At 70.2% G+C, this 19,183-nt stretch carries 12 protein-coding genes and 2 rRNA genes; 5 read left to right on the top strand and 9 right to left on the bottom strand.

Annotated features, from left to right (window positions below; all coding sequences use genetic code 11):
• The first annotated feature begins 51 nt into the window (after positions 1 to 51).
• From HD601_RS32910 to HD601_RS32900, 3 genes are all read left to right on the top strand, one after another.
• A 23S ribosomal RNA gene (locus HD601_RS32910) occupies positions 52 to 3,163 on the top strand.
• A gap of 182 nt (positions 3,164 to 3,345) precedes the next feature.
• Positions 3,346 to 3,462: ribosomal RNA gene (gene rrf, locus HD601_RS32905) — 5S ribosomal RNA — on the top strand.
• Between the two features lie 373 nt (positions 3,463 to 3,835).
• Entirely contained in the window at positions 3,836 to 4,930 is a 1,095-nt protein-coding gene (locus HD601_RS32900) for a Y-family DNA polymerase (protein WP_343076534.1), read from the top strand.
• A gap of 18 nt (positions 4,931 to 4,948) precedes the next feature.
• On the opposite strand, the gene HD601_RS32895 is transcribed toward HD601_RS32900, so the two are convergent.
• Complete coding sequence (locus HD601_RS32895; RefSeq protein ID WP_184829277.1) at positions 4,949 to 5,866, bottom strand: AEC family transporter; 918 nt, start codon at positions 5,864 to 5,866, stop codon at positions 4,949 to 4,951.
• A 282-nt stretch (positions 5,867 to 6,148) separates the two neighbouring features.
• Here HD601_RS32895 and HD601_RS32890 point away from each other — a divergent pair, with 282 nt between their 5' ends.
• A complete protein-coding gene (locus tag HD601_RS32890; protein ID WP_184829275.1) occupies positions 6,149 to 7,711 on the top strand; it encodes a M28 family metallopeptidase in 1,563 nt (520 codons plus the stop codon).
• Between the two features lie 68 nt (positions 7,712 to 7,779).
• Here HD601_RS32890 and mptB read toward each other — a convergent pair whose 3' ends face one another.
• Both mptB and HD601_RS32880 read right to left on the bottom strand, forming a co-directional pair.
• Positions 7,780 to 9,315 (bottom strand): polyprenol phosphomannose-dependent alpha 1,6 mannosyltransferase MptB, encoded by a 1,536-nt coding sequence (mptB, locus tag HD601_RS32885; RefSeq protein WP_184829273.1) that lies wholly within the window; start codon positions 9,313 to 9,315, stop codon positions 7,780 to 7,782.
• Between the two features lie 143 nt (positions 9,316 to 9,458).
• The gene (locus HD601_RS32880; protein WP_184829270.1) at positions 9,459 to 10,454 is read right to left on the bottom strand and encodes an aldo/keto reductase; all 996 of its coding nucleotides are present in this window, start codon (positions 10,452 to 10,454) and stop codon (positions 9,459 to 9,461) included.
• 98 nt (positions 10,455 to 10,552) lie between these two features.
• Between HD601_RS32880 and HD601_RS32875 the strand changes: the two genes are divergently transcribed.
• Positions 10,553 to 11,287 (top strand): TetR/AcrR family transcriptional regulator, encoded by a 735-nt coding sequence (locus tag HD601_RS32875; RefSeq protein WP_184829268.1) that lies wholly within the window; start codon positions 10,553 to 10,555, stop codon positions 11,285 to 11,287.
• Here the strand turns inward: HD601_RS32875 and HD601_RS32870 are convergent.
• From HD601_RS32870 to HD601_RS32845, 6 genes are all read right to left on the bottom strand, one after another.
• Positions 11,284 to 12,084, bottom strand: coding sequence for an alpha/beta fold hydrolase (locus HD601_RS32870; RefSeq protein WP_184829266.1), 801 nt, complete (start codon positions 12,082 to 12,084; stop codon positions 11,284 to 11,286). The genes HD601_RS32875 and HD601_RS32870 overlap by 4 nt on opposite strands.
• Before the next feature lie 68 nt (positions 12,085 to 12,152).
• On the bottom strand, positions 12,153 to 14,864 hold the full coding sequence (locus HD601_RS32865) for a sugar-binding protein (RefSeq protein ID WP_184829264.1): 2,712 nt from the start codon (positions 14,862 to 14,864) through the stop codon (positions 12,153 to 12,155).
• A 32-nt stretch (positions 14,865 to 14,896) separates the two neighbouring features.
• The gene (locus HD601_RS32860; RefSeq protein ID WP_184829262.1) at positions 14,897 to 15,700 is read right to left on the bottom strand and encodes a carbohydrate ABC transporter permease; all 804 of its coding nucleotides are present in this window, start codon (positions 15,698 to 15,700) and stop codon (positions 14,897 to 14,899) included.
• On the bottom strand, positions 15,697 to 16,587 hold the full coding sequence (locus HD601_RS32855) for a carbohydrate ABC transporter permease (protein ID WP_184829260.1): 891 nt from the start codon (positions 16,585 to 16,587) through the stop codon (positions 15,697 to 15,699). Before HD601_RS32855 ends, HD601_RS32860 begins: the two co-directional genes overlap by 4 nt.
• Positions 16,587 to 17,954: an extracellular solute-binding protein gene (locus HD601_RS32850; protein WP_184829258.1), complete on the bottom strand. Its 1,368-nt coding sequence runs from the start codon at positions 17,952 to 17,954 to the stop codon at positions 16,587 to 16,589. Before HD601_RS32850 ends, HD601_RS32855 begins: the two co-directional genes overlap by 1 nt.
• 55 nt (positions 17,955 to 18,009) lie before the next feature.
• A complete protein-coding gene (locus tag HD601_RS32845) occupies positions 18,010 to 19,107 on the bottom strand; it encodes a PfkB family carbohydrate kinase (RefSeq protein WP_221441506.1) in 1,098 nt (365 codons plus the stop codon).
• Between the last annotated feature and the right edge of the window lie 76 nt (positions 19,108 to 19,183).

Genomic DNA, 19,183 nt, shown 5'->3' with positions numbered 1-19,183 from the left:
CTGGTCGTTGTTTGAGAACTGTATAGTGGACGCGAGCATCTTCATCTTTGTGGTCAAGTTAGTAAGGGCACATGGTGGATGCCTTGGCACCAGGAGCCGATGAAGGACGTGGGAGCCTGCGATAATCCCTGGCGAGCTGGCAACCGAGCTATGACCCGGGGGTGTCCGAATGGGGAAACCCGGCGGCAGTCATGTGCCGTCACCGTCACCTGAACACATAGGGTGGTCGGAGGGAACGTGGGGAAGTGAAACATCTCAGTACCCACAGGAAGAGAAAACAACATGTGATTCCGTGAGTAGTGGCGAGCGAAAGCGGATGAGGCTAAACCGTGCGCGTGTGATAGCCGGCAGGCGTTGCGTGTGCGGGGTTGTGGGGTTGCGTTGACTAGTGGCTGCCGCTGCTGGTCTGGAGTGATCAATCGCTTGTGAAGTCGAAGGACTTGAGAGGTCCGGCGTAGAGGGTGTTACCCCCGTAGACGTAAGTGAGCGACTCCAGTGGCGTGATTCCCGAGTAGCACGGGGCCCGAGAAATCCCGTGTGAATCTGGCGGGACCACCCGTTAAGCCTAAATACTCCCTGGTGACCGATAGCGGACAAGTACCGTGAGGGAATGGTGAAAAGTACCCCGGGAGGGGAGTGAAATAGTACCTGAAACCATGTGCCTACAAGCCGTCAGAGCCGTGTGCCCTTCGGGGTTGGTGATGGCGTGCCTTTTGAAGAATGAGCCTGCGAGTTAGTGGTATGTGGCGAGGTTAACCCGTGTGGGGGAGCCGTAGCGAAAGCGAGTCCGAATAGGGCGTATCAGTCGCATGCTCTAGACCCGAAGCGGAGTGATCTACCCATGGGCAGGGTGAAGCGGAGGTAAGACTTCGTGGAGGCCCGAACCGACCTACGTTGAAAAGTGGGCGGATGACCTGTGGGTAGGGGTGAAAGGCCAATCAAACTCCGTGATAGCTGGTTCTCCCCGAAATGCATTTAGGTGCAGCGTCGCGTGTTTCTTGCCGGAGGTAGAGCACTGGATGGCTGATGGGCCCTACAAGGTTACTGACGTCAGCCAAACTCCGAATGCCGGTAAGTGAGAGCGCGGCAGTGAGACTGCGGGCGATAAGGTTCGTAGTCGAGAGGGAAACAGCCCAGATCACCAGCTAAGGCCCCTAAGCGTGTGCTAAGTGGAAAAGGATGTGGAGTTGCGAAGACAACCAGGAGGTTGGCTTAGAAGCAGCCACCCTTGAAAGAGTGCGTAATAGCTCACTGGTCAAGTGATTCTGCGCCGACAATGTAGCGGGGCTCAAGCACACCGCCGAAGCTGTGGCAATCACACGTGTACTAAGCCTTTGTGGTTCAGGTGTGTGGTTGGGTAGGGGAGCGTCGTGTGGCGGTTGAAGCGGCGGGGTGACCCAGTCGTGGACGCTACACGAGTGAGAATGCAGGCATGAGTAGCGAAAGACGGGTGAGAAACCCGTCCGCCGAATGACCAAGGGTTCCAGGGCCAGGTTAATCCGCCCTGGGTAAGTCGGGACCTAAGGCGAGGCCGACAGGCGTAGTCGATGGACAACGGGTTGATATTCCCGTACCGGTTGTGGCGCGACCATGCTGAGCCCGGTGATGCTAACCACCCGAACTCATCTCTGCTCCTTCGGGAGTGTTGGTGGGGGAGCGTGGGACCCGAGCCGGTAGTAGGCAAGCGATGGGGTGACGCAGGAAGGTAGCCCAACCCGGGCGATGGTTGTCCCGGGGTAACAGTGCAGGGCCGTGGTAGGTAAATCCGCCACAGTAGCGCCCGAGGCTGGATGCCGAGCCGATTGCGGCGAAGTGGGTGATCCTATGCTGTCGAGAAAAGCCTCTAGCGAGTTCCATAGCCGCCCGTACCCCAAACCGACACAGGTGGTCAGGTAGAGAATACCAAGGCGATCGAGTGAACCGTGGTTAAGGAACTCGGCAAAATGCCCCCGTAACTTCGGGAGAAGGGGGGCCGGATGCGTGAACGGACTTGCTCCGGGAGCGTTGAAGGCCGCAGAGACCAGGGGAAAGCGACTGTTTATTAAAAACACAGGTCCGTGCGAAGTCGCAAGACGATGTATACGGACTGACGCCTGCCCGGTGCTGGAACGTTAAGGGGACGAGTTAGCCTCACGGCGAAGCTCAGAACTTAAGCGCCAGTAAACGGCGGTGGTAACTATAACCATCCTAAGGTAGCGAAATTCCTTGTCGGGTAAGTTCCGACCTGCACGAATGGCGTAACGACTTTCCCACTGTCTCAACCACGGACTCGGCGAAATTGCACTACGAGTAAAGATGCTCGTTACCCGCAGCAGGACGGAAAGACCCCGGGACCTTTACTATAGCTTGGTATTGGTGTTCGGTTCGGCTTGTGTAGGATAGGTGGGAGACTGTGAAGCCGGCACGCCAGTGTCGGTGGAGTCAACGTTGAAATACCACTCTGGTCGTACTGGATATCTAACCTCGGTCCGTGATCCGGATCAGGGACAGTGCCTGGTGGGTAGTTTAACTGGGGCGGTTGCCTCCCAAAAGGTAACGGAGGCGCCCAAAGGTTCCCTCAGCCTGGTTGGCAATCAGGTGTCGAGTGCAAGTGCACAAGGGAGCTTGACTGTGAGACCGACAGGTCGAGCAGGTGCGAAAGCAGGGACTAGTGATCCGGCAGTGGCTTGTGGAAGCGCTGTCGCTCAACGGATAAAAGGTACCCCGGGGATAACAGGCTGATCCTGCCCAAGAGTCCATATCGACGGCATGGTTTGGCACCTCGATGTCGGCTCGTCGCATCCTGGGGCCGTAGCAGGTCCCAAGGGTTGGGCTGTTCGCCCATTAAAGCGGTACGCGAGCTGGGTTTAGAACGTCGTGAGACAGTTCGGTCCCTATCCGCTGCGGGCGCAGGAGACTTGAGAAGGGCTGTCCCTAGTACGAGAGGACCGGGACGGACGAACCTCTGGTGTGCCAGTTGTTCCGCCAGGAGCACCGCTGGTTGGCTACGTTCGGAAGGGATAACCGCTGAAAGCATCTAAGCGGGAAGCCTGCTTCAAGATGAGGTCTCCCACACGGTTGACGTGGTAAGGCCCCCAGCTAGACGACTGGGTTGATAGGCCGGACGTGGAAGCCCAGCAATGGGTGAAGCTGACCGGTACTAATAGGCCGAGGACTTGACCACACACACACTCTTTCCCCACCACCCACACTCCGGTGTGCCTGGTGGGGGCTGCGAAGACAAAACGCGTCCACTATACGGTTCCCGACCAACGAACGGGCACCACCCCCACCGCACCCACCCCCACGCACCATCCCCGGGGCGTGTCGAGTGCGAACGGGCTGGTGACACAACTCCATAGATGTGCCGGCGGTCATAGCGGCGGGGAAACGCCCGGACCCATTCCGAACCCGGAAGCTAAGCCCACCAGCGCCGATGGTACTGCCCCCGAGAGGGGGTGGGAGAGTAGGACACCGCCGGACACTTACCCACCGTGAGGCCCCGACCCCTAGTGCGTCGGGGCCTCACGCATGTCCACACCCCGCCCCGCCGGCCGGAAATGATCACGTTCAGCACGAGAACTCGTGTCGCACTACGCCTGTAGGCGTGTCGAGGCTCGGGTAACCCTCATGACGTGCCGCGTCGCCGCGGATTCGGCCGCGGATCCGGGAACCGGGCGCACCTGCGGCGGCGTTCACCAGATGAAGGGCTTCCCCGCCGGGGGCAAGCCCTTCGCCACGTTCTGGGGCGCCACGGGCGAGCACCTCGGCGGTCGCACACGCTCGGACCATCAGGTCGAGGCCTATCTCCGGACTCGTGTTCTAGTTGGTCGGACCCAGCGCCTAGGCTGTACACATCGACGCCGAACCCGACACCCTCGTCGCCTGGCCCGGCGAGGACGACCAGTTCGCCCGGGCGCTGCCGGGCGGGCCGCTGCTGCATGTCGACGCCGACGCGTTCTTCGCCTCCGTCGAGCAGCGCGACGAGCCGTCGCTGCGCGGCATCCCCATGGCGGCCGGCGACGTCGTCATCGCGTGTGCCAGCTATGAGGCGCGCGAGTGGGGCGTCCAGGCCGGCATGCCGGTCGGCACCGCGCTCGCCGTCTGCCCGCAGCTGCGCGTCGTGCCGCTGCGCTCCGACGCCTACACCGAGGCCAGCGCCGCGCTGTTCGGCGTCTTCGGCCGGTTCGCCGCCCGTGTCGAGGCCGGCTCCATGGAAGAGGCGTTCCTCGACACCCGCGCCACCAGCTGGGCCAGCATCGACCAGCTTGCCACCACCATCCAGCGGGCGGTGCGGCACGAGACCGGCCTGCCCGTCACCCTCGGCGCCGGGCGGACCAAGCTCATGGCCAAGCTCGCCTCGCGGTCGGTGAAGCCGCGCGGCCTCCGCGTCATCCTGCCGGCCGAGGAACGCTACCTGCGCCCCGCCCTGCGCATCGACGAGCTCTGGGGCGTCGGCGACGTCACCCACCAGCGGCTGCGCCAGCACAACGTCCGCACGGTCGCCGACCTCGCGCTCGTCCATCCCGACCTGCTGCGAGACATCGCCGGCACGCTCATGGCCCGCCGGCTCACCGAGATCGCGGCCGGCACCGACGACGCCACCGTCCGGGCGCCGCGGCCGCGCAAGTCGTTCAGCGTGCAGCGCGTCGTCCCGCGGGGCAGCACCGTCGACGCCGCCGCCATCAGCGACGAGCTCAGTGGCCGCCTGCGCACGGCCGGCCTCACCGCCACCGTCGTCGCCCTGAAGGTGCTGTACGCCGGCCGCCTCGAGCACGGCGACCGCGCCCGGCTGCTCGAGCCCACCGACGACGCCGGCACACTGACGGCCGCGCTTCGCCCCATGCTCGGCGCCGCCACGGCCCGGCGCATCGAACGCGTCGGCGTCACCGTCACCGGCCTCCAGCCCGCCGACGCCGCGGTGCAGCTCACCCTCGACACCGGCTTCTGACCCGCGACCGGCACCGAACTACTTGAGCAGCGCCGCCACCACGATCAGCACCGGCAGCGACAGCGCCGTCGTCACCAGCACCGCCTCACGCACCAGCGTCTGCGCGTACCCGTAGCGCATCGCGAACGTCAGCGCGTTCTGCGCCGTCGGCAGCGCCGACAGCACGACCACGGCGAGCAGCTCCGGCGCCGACAGCCCCAGCGCCAGCCCGAGCAGGTACGCCACGGCCGGGTGCACGAACGTCTTCAGCGTGACGGCGAGCGCCAGCGGCCGCCGGTCCGGGCCGCGGCCGGGCCACGTGCTGCCGCGCAGCGAGATGCCGAACACCATGAGCACCGACGGGATCGAGATCGCGCCCACCAGGACGAACGGCTCCATGACCGGCGCCGGGACGGTGACCCCGGTCGCCGCGATGACCACCCCCGCGAGCGAGGCCACCGTGATGGGGCTCTGCAGCGGGGTGAGGAACCGCCGCCAGACCGGCGTCGACGCGCCCTGGCCGGCGAGGTCGAGCACCGTCAGCGCCACCGGCACGATCACCACCGTCTGCATGAGCAGGATCGGCGCCACCAGGGTCGCGTCGCCCAGCACGTACGCCGCGATCGGGATGCCCAGGTTGCCGGCGTTGACCAGGCACGAGCACAGCACGCCCAGCGTCGTGTACGACACCAGCCACCGTCGCCACAGCCCGGCCAGGGCGAACACCGCCGCCACGATGACGACGCTGCCGCCGGTCGCGATCAGCGGCTCGGCGACGATGACCCCGAGGTCGGCCTCGGCGACAGTGTGGAACATCAGCGCCGGGCTGGCCACCCAGAACGCGAGCCGGGTGAGCACCATGGGGCCGGCCGGGCCGAGCAGCTCGGTGCGGCCCAGGAGGTAGCCGACGGCGATGATGACGACGATGACGGCGAACCCCGTGACCACACTCGTCATGCCGTCCGCAGCTCCTCTCCCGGGCGCCGCGCGGGAACGTCGCCGCGCGCTCGAGGGGTGAGACGCCGTCGTCGAATGGTGAGAACCCCACGGTGAAGACTGCCAGCCGCACCCTGAACCGGTCCAATCGAACGGCTATCCGGGTGGATACGGACGTAACGGAACGAACTCGTGAGCTGCGGCCCCTTCTGCAAAACCGCGCGGCCGTCTAGTGTCTCGCTCATCGATCTTCCGGCCGTTCGCCGGAAGTACCGGAAACCTGTGTGCAGGAGGTTGCCCGAGATGACGAGTCGACACCGCCGTGCCGCGGCCGTCGCCGGAGCCGGCGTACTGGCCGCGACCTGTCTGATGACGGTCCCCGCGGAGGCCGCCAACGACACGGTCACGATCCGCCAGATGAACAAGCTCATCACGCTCGAGGCCGTCATGGGCCACCTGGAGGCGCTGCAGGAGATCAGCGACGACAACGGCGGCAACCGCGCCTCCGGGCTCCCCGGCTACGAGGCCTCCGTCGACTACGTCGTCGAGCAGCTCGAGGACGCCGGCTACACGCCGGAGGTCCAGGCGTTCGAGTTCGACTACTTCGACGAGCGGTCCGAGCTCGAGCGCATCTCGCCCGACCCCGTCACGTTCGACGAGGGCACCGAGTTCATCCGCAACCAGTTCGACACCGGCTCGCCCGAGGGCGAGGCCGTCGGCCCGCTGTTCCCGGCCGACGTCCGGCTCGACACGCCCGGCCCGCCGCCGCTGCCCGACAACACGTCCACCAGCGGCTGCGAGATGGCCGACTTCACCGGCATGGCCCCCGGCAGCATCGCGCTCGTCCAGCGCGGCACCTGCGGCTTCGCCGTCAAGGTGCTGAACGCGCAGGCGGCCGGCGCGGCCGGCGTCATCGTCATGAACGAGGGCCAGCCCGGCCGCGACACCGGCCTCGTCGGCATGATCGGCGACGCCACCGGCCTCACCATCCCGGCGGTCTTCGCGCAGTTCGGCGTCGGCGCGACCCTGGCTGAGACGCCGGGCGCCTCGGTCCGGGTGAAGGTCGACTTCGACGCCGACGTCCGCACCACGTGGAACGTCTTCGCCGAGACCCGCAAGGGCAACCCGGACAACGTCGTCATGGCCGGCGCGCACCTGGACGGCGTCATCGAGGGCGCCGGCATCAACGACAACGGCAGCGGCAGCGCGGCGCTGCTCGAGACCGCCATCCAGATCAACCGCCAGAACCTGAAGAACCAGGTCCGGTTCGCCTGGTGGGGTGCTGAGGAGTCCGGCCTGCTCGGCTCCAACCACTACGTCGAGACCCTCCCGCAGGCGGAGCAGGACAGGATCGCGCTGTACCTGAACTTCGACATGGTCGCCTCTCCCAACTACATGTTCGGCATCTACGACGGCGACAACTCCGGCGGCACCGCGCCGCCCGACTTCATCCCCGAGGGTTCGGCGCAGATCGAGGACGTCTTCGAGCGCATCTACACCCGTCGCAACCAGCCGTTCAACGACAGTGAGTTCTCCGGACGGTCCGACTACGGCGCGTTCATCGCCGTGGGCATCCCGGCGGGCGGCCTGTTCACCGGCGCAGAGGGCGCGAAGTCCGAGGCGCAGGCGGAGATGTACGGCGGCCTGGCCGGCGTCGCGTTCGACCCCTGCTACCACTCGTTCTGCGACAACCTCACCGGCGAGGGCCAGGACGAGGCCACCTACGACGCGCTCGCCGCGGAGTACGACCTCGTCGGCAACGTCAACACGAAGGCGATGGACATCAACGCCGACGTCATCGGCTCGGCCGTGCTGACCTTCGCCTACGACACCTCGACCGTCAACGGCGTCAAGCCGCGCCGCTGACCCGAGCCGGCGTCACCAGCGCAAGCAGGGCTGACCAGGTGGAGGGGCGGGAGGACGCGGAGCCGGCGTCAAGAGCGCACGCGGCATGCTTCACCGCCGCGAAGCGGAGCCGGCGCAGCGTCCTCCCGCCCCTCCACCGAACCCACCCTCACGCGTGAGGGGACTCGCGCCGGCTCCCGCGACCCACCAACCCACCAGAGCGTGAGCGCCAGCGTGACCACCACGAGCAGCAGCGTCACCGGCAGCAGGCCGTGGTGCCAGCGGGTGAGCGGGTCGGGCAGCGCGGTGAAGCACAGCCCCACGCTCAGCGCGATGAGCCAGCGGTGCCCGACGACGCCGGCGCACGCCGCCAGCAGCGCCAGTCCCCACGACAGGTACCAGGCGTGGATCACGGGCGCGGCCAGGGCCAGCACGACCAGCGCGCTGCCCACCAGCGTCCCGGCCCGGCGCACGGGCGTGTGCGGCTCGCTGCCGCGGAGGATCAGCCAGCCGATGACGACCGCTCCGGCCAGCGCACAGACCACGCGCGACCAGTCGAGCAGCTCGCGGAACGTCACGCCGCCCACCGTCAGGCTGATGAACCCGTACGCCACGCCCGCGATGGCCGCCGGGATCGTGTAGAGGATGTCCACCTTGCCCGGGGTGTCGAGGGTCGCGATCCAGCCCCATCCGTCGGGGACGGCGGCAGCTGCGGCCAGCGTGACGGCGGCCGTCACCGCCAGCACCGTGACCGTGCCGGCCCAGCGCGCCTCGCGGTCCCGGAACCTCGCCCACAGCACGTAGCCGACCAGGACGACGCCGGGCAGCTTGACAGCGAACGAGACCGCCGCCAGCAGCGCGGCCAGCCACCACCAGCGCTTGCGCACGGCCAGCAGCACCACGGGCGCGAGCGTGCCGACCAGCACGTCCAGGTGCACGCCGCCGACCAGGTGCAGCACGACGATCGGGTTGGCGGCGACCAGCGCCACCGCGGCGGCCTGCGTGCCGGGCCGGGCCAGCCGGGCCACCGCGACGGCGCCGGCCACCACCGTGCCGATCGTCAGCAGCCGCAGCAGCAGCACGAACGGCACGTGCGAGGCGCCGGTGAGGTCGGAGGACCAGCCCAGCAGGCTCAGCGACAGCGGCCCGTACGGCGCCGGCGTCATCCGCCAGACCGGCGCCACGGGGTCGAGCAGCGGACCGGCGCCGAACACGATGGGTCCGGTCAGGTAGGGGTCGATGCCGACGTTGAGCAGCTGCCCCTGCGCGACGTAGGAGTAGGCGTCGAGGCTGAGGATCGGCTGCGCCAGCAGCATCGGCAGTGTCCAGACGACCGCCGTGCGGACCACCCACCGCACGTCGACGACGTGGTCGCGGGCCAGTAGGTACAGCCGGACGAAGATCAGCGACAGCGCCGTGATGCCGACGACCGCCAGCATGCTCCACGCCGGGCGGCCGTGGTCGGCGGCCCGCCACAGTCCCAGCGGGCCGTCGGGCAGGATCACGCCGGGGATCGGGCCGGCCAGGGTGACGGTGACCGCGATGGCCGTCGACGCCACCGCCCCGCCCACCAGCGTGGCGCGGGGCGAGTCGCGCAGCCGTTCCGCGGCTGACGTGAGGGACATCGGGCTCCTGCCGGGTCACGAGAGAGACGTCACTCGACACGAAGCCAGATGCCGGCGTGGAGCGCGCTGCGGATCGATGAACGGCGCGGGGCCGTCGGATGAATGCTCGCGCGAGCCCGGCCGAACCGCTCGATCCGGACGCCTCAGCGCTCGCTGTCGAGGTGCGCGTACGCGTAGGCGGCGTACCGGTCGCCGGCGGCGGCGCCGGCCGGGACGGCCTGCTCGATGCGGGCGAGGTCGCCCTGGTCGAGCACCAGGCCGGCGGCGCCGAGCGACTCGGCCAGCCGCTCGCGGGTGCGCGCGCCGACCAGCGGGACGACGTCGGCCCCCTGAGCGGCGACCCAGGCGATGGCCACCTGCGCCACCGTCGCGCCCCGCTGCTCCGCCACGCCGCGCAGCGCCTCGACCAGCGCGAGGTTGCGCTCGAGGTTGCCGTCCTGGAACCGCGGGCTGGTGCTGCGGAAGTCGCCGGCGGTCAGCTCGCGGTCCGGCCGCCAGTGGCCGCTGAGCAGCCCGCGCGACAGGACGCCGTACGCCGTCACGCCGATGCCGAGCTCGCGAGCCGTGGGCAGGATCGTCTGCTCGATGCCGCGGGAGAGCAGCGAGTACTCGATCTGCAGGTCCGAGATCGGGTGGACGGCGGCGGCGCGGCGCAGGGTGTCGGCGCCGACCTCGGAGAGCCCGATGTGGCGCACGTAGCCGGCCTGCACGAGCTCGGCGATGGCGCCCACGGTGTCCTCGATCGGCACGTCCGGGTCGACGCGCGACGGCCGGTAGACGTCGATGTGGTCGGTGCCCAGCCGGCGCAGGCTGTAGGCGGCGAAGGTCTTGACCGCTGCCGGGCGGGCGTCGAAGCCGATCCACGCGCCGTCCGGGCCGCGCAGGCCGCCGAACTTCACACTGATGACGACGTCGTCGCGGTTGCGTCCGCGCAGCGCGTCGTTGAGCAGCAGCTCGTTGTCGCCCATGCCGTAGAAGTCGCCGGTGTCGAGCAGGGTGATGCCCGCGTCGAGGGCGGCGTGGACGGTGGCGACGGACTCGGCGCGGTCGGCCGGCCCGTAGAGGTCGGACATGCCCATGAGGCCGAGGCCGAGCGCGGAGACGGCGGGGCCGGTGCTGCCGAGGGTGGTGGTGCGCATGGAGTGCTCCTTCGTCGAGCGTGTTTTCAGTGCTAACGCTTGGACGTTAACACTGATTTGATAACGACGCTAACGACGAAGTGTTAGCATCGATTCCCATGAGCCCGGCCGACAGCGGCGACACCCGCGACCGCATCCTGCGCGCCGCCGCGGACCTGCTCGATCGCGAGGGCCGCGAGGCGGTGTCCACGCGCGCGGTGAGCGCCGCGGCCGGGGTGCAGGCGCCCACGCTGTACCGGCTCTTCGGCGACATGACCGGCCTGCTCGACGCCGTCACCGCGTACGCGTTCGAGGAGTACCTGAAGGACAAGCGCGCGCTCGCCGAGACCGACGACCCCGTCGCCGACCTGCGCCGCGGCTGGGACCAGCACGTCGAGTTCGGCCTCGCGCGGCCGGCGTTCTACGTGCTCATGTACGGCAACGGCCGGCCCGCGGGCGAGTCGCCGGCCGGTCGCGAGGCGGCCGCGAACCTGCGCCGGCTGCTCGGCCGGGTCGCCGCCACCGGCCGGCTCACCATGAGCGTCGAGCGGGCCGCCGAGCTCGCCCACGCCACCGGTGTCGGCGTCGTGCTCATGCTCATCGCGGCCCCTGAGGCCGAGCGCGACCTCGCGCTGTCGGAGCTGGCCCGCGACAGCGTGCTGCGCACCCTGGTCGCCGGCGCCGAGCCCGCCGCCGCACCGGCATCCGCCGATCCGGTGGCCGCCCGGGCGGCGGCACTGCGCGAGGCCCTGCGCACGACGAGCGACGGCACGGACGCCGAGGCCGGTGACGGGCTCACCAGCGCCGAGCGCGCCCTGCTCGAGCAGTGGCTGGACCGCCTCGCCGCCCGCTAAGCGAGCCGGGCGAGCCGGCCGAGCCAGTGGCCGACGAGGTCGCGGAAGACGCTCGGCTGCTCGAACGGCAGGTAGTGCCCGGCGTCCGGGACCACCGCGTACGCGCCGTCCGGGTAGCGCTCGAGCGCGGCGAACTGGTCGGCGTACCCGGCGACGAGGTCGGCCCGCCCGCACAGGAACGCCATCGGCCCGCCGTAGGTCGTCGGCGAGTCCTCGTCGGAGAGCCGGAAGCCGCCTGGGCGGAGCCGGTCGAGGAAGTCGTCGTCGCCGGTCAGCGCCGCGGCGACGACGGCGTCGACCTGCGCCGCCACCGCCGCGGTCCGGTGACCGAGTGCCGTCGCCAAGTGGTCGGCGAGGTCGGGGCGGACACCGTCGAGCCAGCCGGCCGGGGGCGGACCGGGCGGCGACGGCGGCAGCGTGCGGTCCTCCGGCGCTATCCGCACGCCCGAGCAAACCAGCAGCAGCCCGGCGACCCGGTCCGGCGCCCGGCGCGCCACCCCCGAGGCGATGTAGCCGCCGTACGAGCAGCCGGCCAGGGCGACCGGCGCACCGCCGGGCTCGGCCGATGCGATCAGGCGCAGCACCGCGTCGCACACCGCGTCGGACGTCGGCTCACCGCCGGGAGACTCGCCGGTCCCCGGCAGGTCGGCGTAGATGCGCCGCCACCCGGCTCGGCGGGTGAGCGTCGGCTCGAAGACCGGCTCGAACGCGGCGATCATCGCGCTGCGGTCCAGGCCGAACCACGGCAGCAGGACGAGCGGCCGGCCCGCCCCGTAGGTCTCGTACGCCAGCACCATGATGGCCGAGCCTACGGGGCGGAGGGGAGGGGCGGAGGCGCCGGCGCGGCCACCTCCGCCCCACCGCCTCAGCCGACCGGTTCGGCCAGGGCCAGGGTGCCGCCGTCGGTGACGAACGCGACCAGCGCGGTCAGCTCACCGCCGGACCCGTCGGTCACCGGCACGTCGACCGTCGTCCGGCCGGCCTCGACGTCGGCCGACACCGAGCCGGCCACGCTGTCGCCGTCCCACAGGAAGACGTTGGCCCGGCCGTCGGTGCGGGCACGCAGCCGCACTTCGACCTCGTCGCCCGAGCCCGACAGCCGTGCCGACGTGACCGACGCCGTCCGTGCGGGCAGCTCCGGCCCGCCACCGAGCCCGACGCCGTCCTCGGCGGACTGCGCGATGCTCTGCGGCGAGTCGATGCTCAGCGCGGCGGTGTCGGGCATGATCGGCGCGACCGGTGCCGGTGCGCTGTCCGGGTATCCGCCCAGCCGCAACCGCGCCCACCGGAACGGGTCGGCCTGAACGCCGTTGAACGTGGACCAGCCGATGCGCGTCTGGCCGGTCTTGTCCTGCGTGTCGGAGTCGTAGACCAGCACGTTGAAGCCCACGCGCTCCGGGTCGATGGTGTCGGGCAGCACGTCGAACGGGATCTTCGCCTCGATGGTGTACCCGTCGTACGGCTCGTTCACCACCGACGCGACCTCCATGCCGGGCGCCGTCTCGGCCCCCGGGCCCTGGTGGTTGTCGGCGTCGCGCTGGAAGCACGGCTCGCCCTCGACGGTCGTCGGGAAGATGCCGGTCTTGAACGTCGTCGACGTGTTCGACGACTGCCCGCGCGGGTCGATGGTGATCTCGACGGAGTCGGTGCGCCAGTGCCGCTTGCAGTCCTCGAGCGGCAGCACCGTGCCCAGCGCCTCGTCGGTGACCTCGACCAGCACGTACAGCGCGTCCTCGGTGAAGGCCAGCCGCGTCGTGGCCGACGCGTCGGCCGGCGGCACCGCCTGGCCCTCCCACATGGTCGAGGTGTCGATCGGGTCACCCGGGTACTCGCCCTCGCCGGCCACGCCGTCGAGCACCGGCGCCTCGGTCTGGATCTCGAGGTCGGCCGACGGCACCAGCTCGAGGGTCGCGTTCTGGGTGTCGGTGCCGGAGCCGAAGTCGGTGACGATCCGGAACGGGTAGCCGCCGCCCGGCGCCCGGTTCGACGTCGGCAGCGACGGGTCGGTGTTGGTGACGGAGAACGTGACCGTCGTGGTGGCTCCGGGCGCCAGGTCCGCGTACGGCAGTGTGGCGGACTGCGCCGAGAACCCGGCGGGGAGCTCCAGCGTCACCGACCCCGAGGCCGCGGTGTCGCCGTCGTTGGTGACCTCGACGACGACCGCCGTGCCGGCACCGGACGGGAGCGAGGCGATCGGCGCGATCAGGCTCTCGAGCTTCGGCAGGTCGACCTCGGCGGTCCAGTCGGCGAAGACCTCGGCCTCGGGCCGCTGCGCCAGCTCGCCGCGCACGTCGGTGGTGGTCTCGACGGCGGCCTCGTTGGAGCCGCTGCCGGTGCGGGTCGTCAGCGTCGCCGCCAGCGCCACCCGCTCGCCCGCGGCGGCGTCGGCCGGCGGGGTGACGACGACGTCGACGCTCACCTCGCGGCCGGGGCGCAGCGTCCGCGGCAGCGCTCCGTCCGGCACCTCGGCCGTCCACCCGGCCGGGCCGGACACCGTCAGCGACGGCGACACCAGCGGCTTGCGGGCCGGCGCGCGCACCGTCACCGTCGCCGCGAACGACTCACCCGGCAGCACGAGGAACGGCTCCGGGTCGATGGTCAGCTCGGTGCCCAGCGGCAGCCCGCCGTCCATCGGCAGCAGCGCGCCCTGCAGCGCCGCCGTCTGTCCGGTGCCGGGCATCGGGTACGGCGTCCGACTCGCGATCAGCGTGAAGAAGTCGCAGCCGTTCTGCTCGGGGTCGGTGGGCGGCGGCGGGAAGACCGCCCAGCCCTGGCTCACGTACTCCCATTGCGCCTTCCGCTCGCGCAGCGCCCACAGCTCGCCGGTCTCGGTCGAGGCCCGGCCCTGCCAGGCACCGAAGACGCGGTCGGTGGGGTCGGCCGGGGTGTACGGCGTGGTCTCGCAGGCCGAGCCGGCGGCCCCGGTGCCGGTGGCGCCGCTGCGCAGGATGCGCGAGACCCGCCAGGTCGACAGGCCCTCGTCGGACAGCTGCTCCGGGAACGCCTCGGGGTCGGCCGCGGCCTCGTAGGCCTCGACGGCCAGCCGCGCGGCCTGCTGGTGATGGCCGTGGTTGCCGGGGGTCGGCGACGGGTTCATCGTGACGATGACCTCGGGGCGGGTCGAGCGGACCACCCGCACGACCCGCTCGAGCGCGTCGTCGCCCCACACCTGGTCGGTCAGCGGCGCGCTGGCGTTGTAGAAGAAGTCGAGCTCGTCGAGGTTGTAGACGTTCTCGATGCTCGCGTTGGCGACCGCGCTGCGCTCCTCGGCCTCGCGCAGCATGCCGAGCTCCGGACCCTCCTCGAGCCCGACGGCGTTGCCGCCGCCCTCGCCCCGGGTGACGGTGATGACGCCGGCTTGCACATCGGCCGCCTCGTGCCACTGGCCCAGTGCGGCCAGTGCGCCGGCCTCGTCGTCGGGGTGGGCGCCGATGAACAGCACGTCCAGGTCGACGGCGTCGGCTCGCGGTGGCGCGCCCGAGGCGGCCGGTGCGGCGGCCACGGTTGGTGTCGCGGTGAGCGTCGCCGCGAGGAGGGCTGCGGTGGCGGCTGCAGCAGCGGATCTCACTGCTCGCATGGTGACTCCTCTCGAGTGGTGCATTACGGGCGCTACTTGACGGCGCCCTCGACCATCCCCCGGATGAAGTGACGCTGCAGGAACAGGTAGAGCACGACCACCGGCAGCGCGACCAGCGTCGCGCCGGCGGCCAGCAGGGCGGTGCCGGACGTGTACTGGCCCTGGAAGAAGGCCAGGCCCAGCGGCGCCGTGCGCAGGGACTCGTCGGTGGCCATGATCAGCGGGATGAGGAACTCGTTCCACGTCCACATGAAGACCAGCACGATCATGGTGGTGAGCGCGGGCCGGCCCATCGGCACGAGGATGCGCCAGAGCGTGGCCCAGTGCCCGGCGCCGTCGATGCGCGCGGCCTCGATCACCTCGCGCGAGCTGCCGCGGAAGTAGGCGCGCATCCAGAACGTGCCGAACGCCGTCGACTGCGCGACCTGTGGCATGACGATGGCGACCAGCGTGTTCGTCAGGCCGAGCTCGCGCAGGTCGAAGTAGAGCGCGATGACCAGCGCCTCGGCCGGCACCATGATGCCGAGCAGGATGAGGTAGAAGATCACCTCGGAGCCGCGGAAGCGCATGGTGCCGAACGCGTAGCCGGCCAGGATCGACAGCAGCGTCGACAGCCCGACCACCAGGACCGCCACGATGACGCTGGTGCGCAGGTAGGAGCCGAAGTGGCCCTGGTCCCAGGCGTCGGCGAAGTTCTCCCAGTGGAACGACCCGCCGCCGCCGATCTGGTCGTTCGACAGCGCCGTCTGCAGGATCAGCAGCACCGGGTACACCGCGATGACGGCGAACAGCGCCAGCACGGCGTAGTTGCCCAGCCGCTCGCCGCGCGAGATCATCGCTGCCCCCGCTCGCCGACGCGGTTGATGAGCACCGTCGCCACGAACACCACCAGCGTCAGCACGATGGCCAGCGCGGTCGCGGTGCCGACGCGGCCGAGCAGGAACGCGTTGTTGTAGACCTGGTACGACGGGACGGTGGTCTCGGTGCCCGGCCCGCCGCTGGTCATGACGTAGACGAGGTCGAAGGTCTTCAGCGCGGCGATGACCGTCAATGTCAGGGCGACCGCGAGCTCGCCGCGCAGCGACGGCAGCGTGATGGCCCGGAACTCGCGGAACGGGCCGGCGCCGTCGAGCCGCGCCGCCTCGTACAGCTCACGCGGGATGCGCGACATGCCGGCCAGGAACAGCACGAGACACAGGCCGGTGCCGACCCAGGTGCCGACGATGCCGACCGACGGCAGCGCCCACGTGTAGTCGCCCAGCCACGGCCGCGCCAGCGCGCCCAGCCCGACCGAGCGGAGCAGGTCGTTGAGCGGCCCGTTCGGCTCGTAGATCTGCCGCCAGGCGATGGCGACCACGACCATGGGGATCACCTGCGGCAGGAACAGCACCACTCGGAAGAAGCCGAGCCCGCGCAGGACCGCCCGGCTCATGGTCGCCGCGAGCAGCAGCCCCAGCAGCACCGGGACGACCGCGTAGAACACGACCAGCACCAGCGCGTGCACGAACGCCCCGCGCAGCTGCGGCTCGGTGAAGACGTCGCGGTAGTTCTGGAACCCCGCCCATGAGCTGGCCCCCAGCCCGTTCCACTCGTAGAGCGAGAACTGCGCCGTCCTGATCAGCGGAAAGAGGATGAACAGGCCGAAGACCAGGACGGCGGGCAGGATGTAGAGGTAGGCGACCCGGCGCGGCTCGCCGGGCCGCCTGCCGATGGCAGCGGCCATCAGCTGCCGGTGGCCGCGGCGTAGTCGGCCTCGAGGGTGTCGAGGAACTGCTGCGGGTCGCTCTGGCCGCCCATCAGGTTCTGCACGGCGACGGTGATGGTGTCGAAGAACGTCTCGGTCGCGTAGTCGAGGTACGGCACGATGAGGTCGTCCTGGCCGGCCTGCGCCCACGCCGCGAACACCTCGGACTGCAGGCCCGTGGTGGTCTGCTGCTCGGCCTCGATGACCGGCAGGTTGCCCGCCTCGGTGACGGCGGTCATGGCGTCGGAGCTGGTGATGAAGTCGATGTAGGCGGCCGCGGCCTCCTTGGCGTCGCTGTTGGCCGGGATCGCCCACGGGATGCTGATGCCGCCGGTGACGAGGTGCTCGCCGCTGGCGCCGGCCGGCGGGAGGACGAAGCCGACGTCGTCGCCCATGGCCGAGGTGAGGTCGGCGACCAGCCAGGTGCCGCCGACGAAGAACACGCCGGTGCCCTGGGCGAACGCCTGCCAGGCGGTGTCGTAGTCGACGCCGTTGAAGCCGTCGGCGAAGTAGCCGGCGTCGACCCAGTCGCTCATCGCCTGCGCCGCGGCGACGTTGTCGTCGGAGGTCCAGGACGAGCCGGGCCGGCCGAAGCCGAGGTTGCGGATGGTCTCGGCGTCGGAGAACTGGTTCTGGACGAACCCGAACTCGTGGATGCCGGCGAACGGGTCGGAGTTGCCGAACTGGATCGGCACCTCGCCGGCCGCCTGTGCCGCCTGCAGCGCCGCCACGAAGTCATCGGTGGTCTGCGGCGGCTCGAGGCCCAGCGCGGCCAGCTTCGACTTGCTGTAATACAGGCCGACGATCTCGCCCATCTGCGGCAGGCCGTACAGGTCGCCCTCGCCGTAGGTGGCGCCGTCCTCGCTGTAGGAGGCCAGCGCACGCACCGACTCCGGGAACCGGTCGAACCAGCCGTAGCCGTCGGCGTAGTCGTCGAGCGGGGTGAGCAGGCCGGCCGCGACGTACTGGCCCATTTCGGGGCGGCCGTTGTTGGCCTGGACGACGTCGGGCGCGTCGTCGCCGGACAGCGCCAGGCGCAGCGTGGTGCGCAGGTCGTCGGTGGAGCGCGACACCCGCTCGATGGTGATGTTGGGGTAGGCCTCTTGGAACGCGGTGTTGAGCGCCTCGATCTGCTCGGTCTGCCCCTCGCGGACCTCCTGGTCCCACACCGTCAGCGTGACGTCGCCCAACTCGGACGGATCGGTGGCGACATCACCCGCGGTGGGCTCGCCGCTGGCGCCGTCGCCGCCGTCGTCTCCGTCGTCGCCCGGTGCGCACGCCCCGATGAGCAGCGCGACGGCGGCAGCGGCGCACAGCCCGGTGGTCCTGCTGATCGACAACCTCATGACTTCGGCCCTTTCGGTTTCAGCGGCGCGGTGCGTGCCGCGGGAGAGCAGTGCCCTAACGTCCGGCGCGGAAACCCAGCGTCGCGATGGCCCGCGACACCTCCGGCACGGCCTCGTCGGGGAGGATGGTCTCGAGGAACTCGTAGTCGCCGGCCAGGCCCGGGTCCTTCGAGCCGGTCTCGCGGTACCACAGTGCGACGTCGCCCCAGCCGGGCGAGGCGAGCGCGCCGCCGAAGTGCCGCACCGACAGCGCGGCGCCCAGGTTGGCCAGCCGCAGCGTGTGCAGGAGCGGCCAGCCGGCCAGCGTGCCCACCAACAGCCCGGCCACGAACACGTCGCCGGCGCCGGTGGGGTCGAGGGCGTCGACGGGGACGGCGGCGGCCTTGACCGGGCGGCCGGTCGTCCTGTCGAACGCGACCGCGCCGTCGGCGCCGTTGGTGACGACGGCGAGCGGCACGAGTTCGGCCAGCTTCTCCGCCGCCGCCTCGGGGCTGTCGGTGCGGGTGTAGCTCATGGCCTCGACGGCGTTGGGCGAGAAAGCGTGGCAGCCGGCCAGGCCGTCGCGCAGCCGGCCGAGGTCCCAGCGGTCGTCGGGGTCCCAGCCGAGGTCGGCGAAGACCAGCCCGCCGGACTCGGCGACGGAGTCGACCCACGGCTGCCGCTCGGCGCCGAGGTCGACGAAGCAGGACCGTGCCTGGGGCGGGTGGCTGACCAGCCGGTCCAGCGCCTCGGGCCGGTGGCCGTGGGTGACCATGGCGCGGTCGCGCTGGTAGACCATGGACACGGTGACGGGGGAGTGCCAGCCCGTCACGTAGCGCGAGTAGGTGAGGTCGACGCCCTCTTGGACGCCGAGCGTCTGCCGGCAGTAGTCGCCGTAGAGGTCCTCGCCGAAGGTGGCGGCCAGGCCGGTGCGCAGGCCGAGGCGGGCGGCGGCGACGGCGAGGTTGGCCACGCCGCCGGGGCTGGAGCCCATGCCGCCGGCCCACACCTCGGTGCCCTGCTTCGGAGGGCCGTCCATGCCGATGAAGATGATGTCGAAGAAGACGGTGCCGGTGAGGAAGACGTCGAGCTCGGGACCGCCGCCGGCGCGCACGCCGGCCAGGGGGTCGTGCCGCGACGGCGCGCGGAACGGGTCGCGAGCGATGTTGGACACAGCCGTTCCCTCCCAGCCCTTGTGTTCAGGGTTGGGTGGAACCCTAGTTCCGCTGCGCGCAAATGACAAGATATGA

Source organism: Jiangella mangrovi (assembly GCF_014204975.1).
GTDB classification, from domain to species: Bacteria; Actinomycetota; Actinomycetes; order Jiangellales; family Jiangellaceae; genus Jiangella; species Jiangella mangrovi.
Note: the sequence above shows the minus strand (reverse complement) of the source record. Positions and strands in the feature narration are given on the sequence as shown.